Origin of the sequence: Streptomyces durbertensis, from assembly GCF_014156695.1 — a bacterium.
Classification (GTDB): domain Bacteria; phylum Actinomycetota; class Actinomycetes; order Streptomycetales; family Streptomycetaceae; genus Streptomyces; species Streptomyces durbertensis.
Map to the genome: position 1 here is coordinate 1 of NZ_WMLF01000233.1, position 8,333 is coordinate 8,333.

Consider the following 8,333-nt stretch of genomic DNA (forward strand, 5'->3'; position numbering starts at 1 on the left):
GGGCTCGGCCGGGTGGGGTGTGTCGGCGTCGCGGGCGGCGTCGACGAGGTGGAGGAAGGCGTCCTCGATGGCCCGGGTGCCGGTGCGGTGCCGCAGTTCGTCGGGTGAGCCTTCGGCGAGCAGCCGGCCGGCGCGCATGAGGAGGAGTCGCTCGCAGCGGTCGGCCTCGTCCATGACGTGACTGGAGACGAGCAGCGTGGTGCCGCGTGTGTCGGCGAGGCGGTGGAAGAGCTGCCAGAGGTCGCGTCTGAGCACCGGGTCGAGGCCGACGGTGGGTTCGTCGAGGACGAGGAGTTCCGGTTCGCCGAGGAGGGCGACGGCCAGGGAGACACGGGAGCGTTCGCCGCCGGAGAGGTCGGCGGCGAGTGCGTCGGCCCGGTGGGTGAGGTCGACGTCGGCGAGTGCCTGGGCGACCTGGTGGTCGCGTGTGGCGGGGGCGAGGCCGAGTACGGCGGCGAAGTAGTCGAGGTTCTGGCGGGCGGTGAGGTCGGCGTAGACGGACGGCGCCTGGGTGACGTAGCCGACGCGGGAGCGGAGGGTGGCGCTGCCGGCGGGGTGGTCGAGGACGCGGAGGGTGCCGGTGACCTTGGCCTGGGTGCCGACGACGGCCCGCATGAGCGTGGTCTTGCCGCAGCCGGAGGGGCCGAGGAGCCCGGTGACGCTGCCGCGCCGGACGGTGAAGGAGAGGTCGTCGAGGACGGTTCGGCCGCCGCGTACGACGGTGAGGCGGTGGGCGTGGACGGCTGTCCCGTCGCGGGAGGCGACCTCGTCATCAGAATTCATCATGTGATGAATTCTGCTCCTCGGTGGCGCGCCCCGTCAAGCAGGCCGGGCCGCGAGCCGGCCGCGGACCGTGCGGCGGGAGAACAAGGGGGAACACAGCGAAGGGCCCTTCCGGAGACGTCCGGAAGGGCCCTTCGTGGCGCGTGGGTCAGCGGCGGCGCTTGCCGCGCGAGCGCGCACGGGCGGCGGGGTTGCCCGTGCGGGCGGCGCGGCGACGCTCGTACAGCCGAACGGCCTCCTCGTGCTCCGCGCGCCGCAGCTTCTCGCCCGGCGCCTCGATCAGGCTGCGGATGCCGTACGCCAGCAGCACGCCGATGAAACCGATCATGCGGACACTGGCGAGGGACCGGTCGGCGCTCTCCTCCCGCTGGTCGCGGGGCACCGGCCGGGGCTTGGTGTACGCGCTCCACGTCTTGCTGAAGGCGATCGCGCTGCACGCCGCGAAGGCCAGCACGACCAGCAGGTTCAGCACGGTACCGACCTCGGCGATCTCCAGGCCCTGGTACGCGAACCGCAGCAGGAGCGCGCCGGCGGCGGCCGCCGCGAACGCGGCCAGCGCCAGGCCGGCGCGGCGCAGCCGGTAGCCGCCGGAGTGGTCGGTCCACGTGGTGCCGTAGAAGCGGATCGGCTCCGGGGCCGGGGCCTGCCGCTCGGGAGTCGCGTCGTTCATGTACACGATTATCCCGTGCCGCCCGACGCGCCCTGCGGCGCGGGCCCGGTTCTCATCGTTCTTTGAGGTTCGACCGGTACTCCTGTGGTCTGTGAAGAGGACTCCTCCGCGGCTGCTTGTCGTCGACGACGAGCCGCACCCCAGGGAAATGCTCGCCCAGACGTTCCGGCTCGCGGGCTACCGGGTGACGTGCGCGGCGGGCGGTGTGCAGGCGCTGAACGCGGCCGTCGCCGAGCCGCCCGACCTTGTCGTGCTGGACGTCGGGCTGCCCGACCTGGACGGGTGGGAGGTCGCGCGGCAGCTCCGCCGGCTCGGTTGTGGCGGGCCTGTGCTGTTCCTCACCACGGCGCCGGTGCCGGCGGCGGCGGACGACCCGCTCGGGGAGTTCGGCGGACGCCGCGGCGACGCCCTGATTCCCAAGCCGCCACCGCTGGAGGACGTGGTCCGGTGGGTGTCGGAGGCGCTGACGGAGGCCGAGCCGCGCATCGGGGCGGAGGACCGGGGAGCGGGGTGACCGTTTGTCTTCCCCCGCGCCGGCGGCGGCCGCCACGGTACGCTGCCCCCGCCACCGAGGGATGAAGCCGGTCGAAGTCCGGCGCTGACCCGCAACGGTAGGCGGAGCCCCGGCTCCGCGAGCCCGATCGCCCACGGCGGTGCGATGCCCTGTTCAACTCGCCGTGGTCTGCGAGGGGGTGCCCGCCGACCCCGGCCAGCACACCGACGCGTACGCGGCCCGAGGCGAAGGCGGAAGCCCATGGCCGCGACGGCCGCCCCGACCAGCGCCGTGCCCGAGGTGGCGCACGACGACCCGCCGCGCGCCCGGCGCCGGCTCCCCGTTCCCGTACTGGCCGCCGGGCTCGCCGTGTTGCTGCTGCTGTCCGTGGTGTGCGCGGTGGCGATCGGCTCCGCCGGCCTGGGATTCGGCCGGGCACTGGGATATCTGTGGAGCGGGTTGACCGGGGGCGCGATCACCCGCGACGAGCTCTCGGCTTACACGATCGTGTGGGAGATCCGCTTCCCGCGCGCCCTGCTCGCCGCCGTGGTCGGGGCCGGGCTCTCGGCGATCGGTGTGGCGATCCAGGCCATGGTGCGCAACGCGCTCGCCGACCCGTTTGTCCTCGGCATCTCCTCCGGCGCGGCCGTCGGCGCGAACGCCGTGCTGCTCTTCGGGGCGTTCGGCGCGCTCGGGGTGTGGGCGATGTCCACGGCGGCCTTCGGCTCGGCGCTGCTGGCGATGCTGCTGGTCTACGCGGTGGCGAACACCGCCCACGGGCTGACGCCCCTGCGCCTGGTGCTCACCGGCACGGCCATGTACTACGGCTTCTCGGCCGTCACCACGTTGATGGTGTTCTTCGCCGAGCACGGCGAGGCGGCGCGGTCGGCGCTGATGTGGCTGCTCGGCAGCCTCGGCAGCGCGACGTGGGGATCGCTGCCGGTGGCGGCGACGGCGGTGGCCGCCGGCATGGCGTATCTGCTGCTGTCCGCCCGGCGGTTGAACGCGCTGGCGATGGGCGACGAGACGGCGGCGGCGCTCGGTGTCGACGCCGAACGGCTGCGCCGGGAGCTCTTCCTGGTCACGGCGGTGGTCGTGGGCTGCGTGGTCGCGGTGAGCGGGGCGATCGGCTTCGTGGGGCTGATGGTGCCGCACGCGACCCGGATGCTGGTCGGCGCCGACCACCGGCGGGTGCTGGTGGTGGCGCCGCTGCTCGGCGCGGTGCTGCTGGTGTGGGTGGACGTCGCCTCCCGGGTGCTGCTCGCCCCGATCGAACTGCCCGTCGGGGTGCTGACCGCCGTGATCGGCGTTCCCTGTTTCCTGCTGCTGATGCGTCGTCGCAGCTACTCGTTCGGAGTCGCCTGATGCGTGTGGAGATCGACGAGCTGTCCGTGGAGGTCGCCGGCGCCCGGCTGGTCCGGGAGGTCACGCTCACGGCCGAACCGGGCGCGGTGGTGGGCCTCGTGGGACCCAACGGCAGCGGAAAGTCGAGCCTGCTGCGGTGTGTGTACCGGGCGTCGCGCCCCTCCTCCGGGACCGTACGGGTGGACGGCGCGGACCTGTTCGCGATGTCACCCAGGGAAGGCGCGCGGCGGCTCGCCGCGCTCCCCCAGGAGGCCGGGGCCGAGTTCGACTTCACCGTCGACGAGGTCGTCGCGATGGGACGGATGCCGCACCAGCGGGCCGCGGCCCGGGCCAGCGCCGAGGACGCGGCGAAATGCCGGGAGGCGCTGCGGCGCGTCCGCGCCGAACACCTGCGGGACCGCGGCTTCCTCAGCCTCTCCGGTGGCGAGAAGCAACGGGTGCTGATAGCCCGGGCGCTGGCCCAGGAGCCGCGCGTACTGGTACTCGACGAGCCGACGAACCACCTCGACATCGCCCAGCAGTTGGAGGTCCTGCACCTCGTCCGGGACCGGGCCGGCGGCCCGGACGGGCCGGCGCCGACCGTGCTCACCGCCCTGCACGACCTGAACCTGGCGGCCGGGCACTGCGACCTGCTGTACGTCATCGCGCGCGGCGGGATCGTCGCCTCCGGGGCGCCGATGGAGGTCCTGACGGCCGAGTTGCTGGCCGAGGTCTTCGGGGTGCGGGCGCACCGCGTGAGTCATCCGGAGACGGGGGCGGTGCAGCTGCTCTTCGACCGGTTGGTGGAGCGGTAGGTGTCCCCCGGCCCCTCCCCTTCCTGAAACCGGGGCTCCGCCCCGGGCCCCGTATCGCGGCCTGACGGCCGCTCGTCCTCGGTTTCTCTCCCCCCGTACTCAAGGGAACTTCTTCATGGCATCGACATCCCGTACCGCCGTCGTCCGTTCGTTTGCGATGCTCGCCTCGCTGGCAGTGCTCGCCGGTTGCGGGGCACAGGTGAACGACGCGGAGTCCGGGTCGGACTCCGCGAAGGGCGGCGACTCGCACTACCCGGTGACCGTCACCAACTGCGGGGAGGAGAAGACCTTCGACAAGGCGCCGACCCGGGCGATCACCAACGACGTCGGCATCACGGACATCATGTTCTCGCTCGGCCTGGAGGACAACATGGCCGGCTACGTCACCCCCGCCTACCAGCGGAGCGACAAGCGGGTCCCGTGGGCCGACGCCTACGAGAAGACCGAGTGGCTCTCCAAGGGCAGGATCAGCAAGGAGATCGCCGTCGACAACAGGGCCGACCTGGTGTTCGCCGGCTGGAACTACGGCTTCAACGAGGCGGACGGTTTCACCCCGGCGACGCTGGAGAAGCTCGGCATCGACTCGTACCTGCTCAGCGAGTCCTGCCGGAACGGCAAGGGCAAGGCACGCGGGGTGATGTCGCCGCTGGACGCGCTCTACACCGACCTGGAGAACCTCGGGAAGATCTTCGACGTCGAGGACCGTGCGGAGAAGCTGGTGGCGGACTTCCGCCGGCAGGTCGCGGAGACCGAGGCGAAGGCGCCCAAGGGCAAGGACCGGCCGCGGGTGTTCCTGTACGACGACGGCAAGGACAAGCCGCTCACGTCGGGCCGGTTCGCCGGGCCGCACGACATCATCACCAAGGCGGGCGGCGACCACATCATGAAGGACCTCGACGACTCGTGGGTGACGGTCGGCTGGGAGACCGTCGTGGACCGCGATCCGGAGATCATCGTCATCAACAACTACGGCGACGTGTCGGCCGAGCAGAAGCGGAAGTTCCTGAAGTCCTTCGGGCCGCTGAAGAACGTGTCGGCGGTCCGCGAGGACCGCATCTTCGTGCTGGACTACGTCGACCTCGTGGAGTCGCCGCGCAACCCCGCCGCGGTGGCGTCGCTGGGCGAGTACGTGCGGAAGGTGGCGGACGCCAAGTGATCGCCGCCACCACCGGCAGGCCACGTCGGACGTAGTCTTGTGGCATGCGTTACGCCAGTCCGCTGCTGTCGTTGCCCGGTGCCGTCCCGTCCGAGGGGCGCGACGAGGGGGTCGCCGCCCACTACGGCGACCTCTTCCGTGAACAGCGCGCCCTCGCCGCCGGGTCCGGCTTTGTCGACCTGTCGCACCGGGGCGTGCTCACGGTCACCGGGTCGGACCGGCTGAGCTGGCTGCATCTGCTGCTCACCCAGCACGTCAGCGAGCTGCCGCCGCACGAGGCGACCGAGGCGCTGGTGCTGTCCGCCAACGGGCACGTCGAGCACGGGCTGTCCCTGGTCGACGACGGCGAGACGGTGTGGATCCACACCGAGCCGGGCGACCAGGCGGCGCTGCTGGAATACCTGGAGAGCATGAAGTTCTTCTACCGGGTGGAGTTGACGGACCGGACGGAGGACTTCGCGCTTGTGCTGCTGCCGGCCGGTTCCCTCGCAGAGGCGCCGGAGGGTGTCCTGGTCCGCCAGACGCCGTACGGGCGGGAGCTGTTCCTGCCGCGTGAGCGGCTGCGGGAGTTCGCGGAGGACGGCCGGTTCGGGCCGCCGGCGGGTGTGCTGGCGCACGAGGCGCTGCGCGTGGAGGCGCACCGGCCGCGCGTCGGCCTGGAGACGGACCACCGGACGATCCCGCACGAGATCGGGCTGATCGGCACGGCGGTGCATCTCCAGAAGGGCTGCTACCGGGGGCAGGAGACGGTGGCCCGGGTCCACAACCTGGGGAAGCCGCCACGCCGGCTGGTCTTCCTGCACCTGGACGGCAGCGAGGTGACGATCCCCGGGCACGGCGACCCGGTGCGGCTCGCCTCGGACGGTCCGGAGGGCCGGCAGCTGGGTTTTGTGACGAGTTCGGCGCGCCACCACGAGCTGGGGCCGATCGCGTTGGCCCTGGTGAAGCGGAACGTTCCGCTGGACGCCCCGCTGCTGGCCGGGACGACGGCGGCGGCACAGGAACCGGTCGTCCAGCCGTAGAGCGGGCAGGCGTCGGGCGGTCAGCCGTGGAGCGGCCAGCCGTCGGGCGGCCTGTCGGCTCAGGCGACCTGTCGGCTCAGGCGACGGCGGCGAGGGTGTCGGCCGGGCGGCGGCGGGCGGCTCGGGCCGCCGGCAGCAGGGAGGCGGCGACGGCGCCGGCCGTGGCGCCGACGATCAGCAGGAGCAGGACCGCCGTGGGCGGGGTCTGGGCGATGCCGGCACCGATGCCGCTGGCCCGGCCGTGTTCGTTGATGAGCCAGTGGCCGGCGAGGGTGCCGAGCAGGGTGCCGGCGAGCGCGGCGGCGAGCGCGGTGAGGCCGGTGGCGGTGACGATGAGGCCGCTGATCTGGCGCGGGGTGAGGCCGATGGCCTTGAGCGCGAGCAGGTCGCGTTCGCGTTCCCGGACGCCGGCGTTGATGGTGGTCAGCAGTTCGGTGAGGCCGATGAGGGCGAGTACGCCGACAAGGCCGGCGAGCACGCCGCGCATGACCGCGATGCCCTCGTTGAGGCCGCCGACCTCGTGGATCTCCAGCCGTCCGTCGGAGGCGCGGGTGAGGGCCGCGCCGACCGCCTTGGGGTCGGCGCCGGGCCTGAGCTGGGCGTGGTGGAAGGCGGCGCGCAGGTCGGGGTCGCGTTCGGCGAGGGTGTCGAGCGAGGTGGTGACCACGCGGCCGCCCTGCTCGGTCTCGATCGTGCGGCCGACGATGTGCAGGATCTGCGGGTGGCCTTCGACGGTGAGGCGTACCCAGTCGCCGACCTCCAGGTCGAGCAGGTCGAGCAGGCCCTGGCCGGCGACGGCCTCGTCGTCGGTGGCAGACGGGCTGGGGGCGCGGCCCTCGACGACGGTGAAGGGGTAGGGGCGGGCGTCGGTGCCGAGGCCGCGCAGGTTGATGGTGCCGGTCTGGCCGGGGGCGAGCGCGGCGACCTCGACGCCGGGGTACACGGCGGTGACGTCCGGGTTGTCGGCGAGCAGGCGGGCGGCCTGCCGTTCGTCGAGCCCTTCGGTGGCGCGGGCGCTGAGGGTGGCGGCGTCGCCGGCGCCGGTCCCGACCCGGTCCAGGGTGGTCCAGGCGCTGAGGGCGACGGTGATCAGGAGCAGGGGCAGGGCGAGCCGGGCGACGGCCGTCAGGGAGCGGCCCCGGCGGGCGAACGCGGCGCGCCAGCCGAGCACGAGGGCCGGCGGCACGCGTCGGCCGAGGGCGGCGCGGGCCGCGCGGGACATGCCGGCGGCGGGCGGTACCGCGCCCCGGGCGACCGGTACGGGCGGGACGCGGCCGGCCCGCCAGGCGGCGAGCGAGGTGGCCGCGCCGATGAAGAGCACGGCGGTGCCCGCGACGGCGAGGGTCACGGCGGTGTGGTGCGGCAGGTCGCGCCAGATGGACACGGCGTCGCCGATGCGGCCGGGGAAGCGTCCGCCGAGGACGCCGATCAGTCCGACGGCGAGGGCCGCGCCGAGCAGGGCGAACGCCACGTGCTGGACGAGGAAGATCCGTACGACCTGGCCGGGGGTGAAGCCGACGGCCTTGAGGACGGAGATGTCCCGCAAGTGGCCCCGGACGCGGGTGCTGATGGCGCCGGCGACGGCGAGGGCGGCGGCGAGCAGCGCGCCGAGTCCGAAGGTGACGAGCAGCAGGCCGAGGAGCCGGTCGTCGCTCTGCGCCTCGGCTCTGGCCTGTTTCCAGTCGGAGACCTCGGTGACGCCGTCGGCGCCGAGGAGGGTGACGGCGCGCTGGACGGCGTATCCGGTGTCGTCGGGGTCGGCGAGGCGCAGGCCGACGACCTGGCCGAGCTGGTCGGCGGGGGCGGTGACGCGGTCGAGGGCGCCGGGCAGGACCCAGGCGACGCCGGGGCGGTCGCCGGCGCGGTGGTCGCGTTCGGCGGTGTCGGCGATGCCGAGGACGGTGAGTTCGCGGGGTCCTTCGGAGCCGCCGGGGACGGTGACGGTGTCGCCGGGTTCGGCCCACAGGGCGCGGGCGAGGCCGGCCTGGAGGACCACGCCGTCGGGGGTGCCGGTGTCGAGCCAGCGGCCGCGGACGACCTGGGGGCTGTC

At 73.5% G+C, this 8,333-nt stretch carries 8 protein-coding genes; 5 read left to right on the forward strand and 3 right to left on the reverse strand.

The window, feature by feature from the left end; genetic code table 11:
* Together GL263_RS16155 and GL263_RS16160 are read right to left on the reverse strand one after the other, a co-directional pair.
* Positions 1 to 786 (reverse strand): ABC transporter ATP-binding protein (locus GL263_RS16155; protein ID WP_182856422.1); only part of this gene is annotated, 786 nt, incomplete at its 3' end.
* Positions 787 to 931: 145 nt separating this feature from the next.
* Complete coding sequence (locus tag GL263_RS16160; protein WP_182856423.1) at positions 932 to 1,453, reverse strand: hypothetical protein; 522 nt, start codon at positions 1,451 to 1,453, stop codon at positions 932 to 934.
* Positions 1,454 to 1,544: 91 nt separating this feature from the next.
* Between GL263_RS16160 and GL263_RS16165 the strand changes: the two genes are divergently transcribed.
* The 5 genes from GL263_RS16165 to ygfZ all read left to right on the forward strand — a co-directional run bounded on the left by GL263_RS16165 (position 1,545) and on the right by ygfZ (position 6,283).
* A complete protein-coding gene (locus tag GL263_RS16165; RefSeq protein ID WP_323379425.1) occupies positions 1,545 to 1,967 on the forward strand; it encodes a response regulator transcription factor in 423 nt (140 codons plus the stop codon).
* 240 nt (positions 1,968 to 2,207) lie between these two features.
* Positions 2,208 to 3,311, forward strand: a complete 1,104-nt coding sequence (locus GL263_RS16170) for a FecCD family ABC transporter permease (protein WP_182856425.1) — start codon at positions 2,208 to 2,210, stop codon at positions 3,309 to 3,311.
* On the forward strand, positions 3,311 to 4,105 hold the full coding sequence (locus GL263_RS16175; RefSeq protein WP_182856426.1) for an ABC transporter ATP-binding protein: 795 nt from the start codon (positions 3,311 to 3,313) through the stop codon (positions 4,103 to 4,105). The genes GL263_RS16170 and GL263_RS16175 overlap by 1 nt, the downstream gene beginning before the upstream one ends.
* A gap of 157 nt (positions 4,106 to 4,262) precedes the next feature.
* Positions 4,263 to 5,261, forward strand: a complete 999-nt coding sequence (locus GL263_RS16180) for an ABC transporter substrate-binding protein (RefSeq protein ID WP_438947966.1) — start codon at positions 4,263 to 4,265, stop codon at positions 5,259 to 5,261.
* Between the two features lie 44 nt (positions 5,262 to 5,305).
* The gene (gene ygfZ, locus GL263_RS16185) at positions 5,306 to 6,283 is read left to right on the forward strand and encodes a CAF17-like 4Fe-4S cluster assembly/insertion protein YgfZ (RefSeq protein ID WP_182856428.1); all 978 of its coding nucleotides are present in this window, start codon (positions 5,306 to 5,308) and stop codon (positions 6,281 to 6,283) included.
* Between the two features lie 76 nt (positions 6,284 to 6,359).
* Here ygfZ and GL263_RS16190 read toward each other — a convergent pair.
* A partial coding sequence (locus tag GL263_RS16190; RefSeq protein WP_182856429.1) for an ABC transporter permease occupies positions 6,360 to 8,333 on the reverse strand: 1,974 nt, incomplete at its 5' end.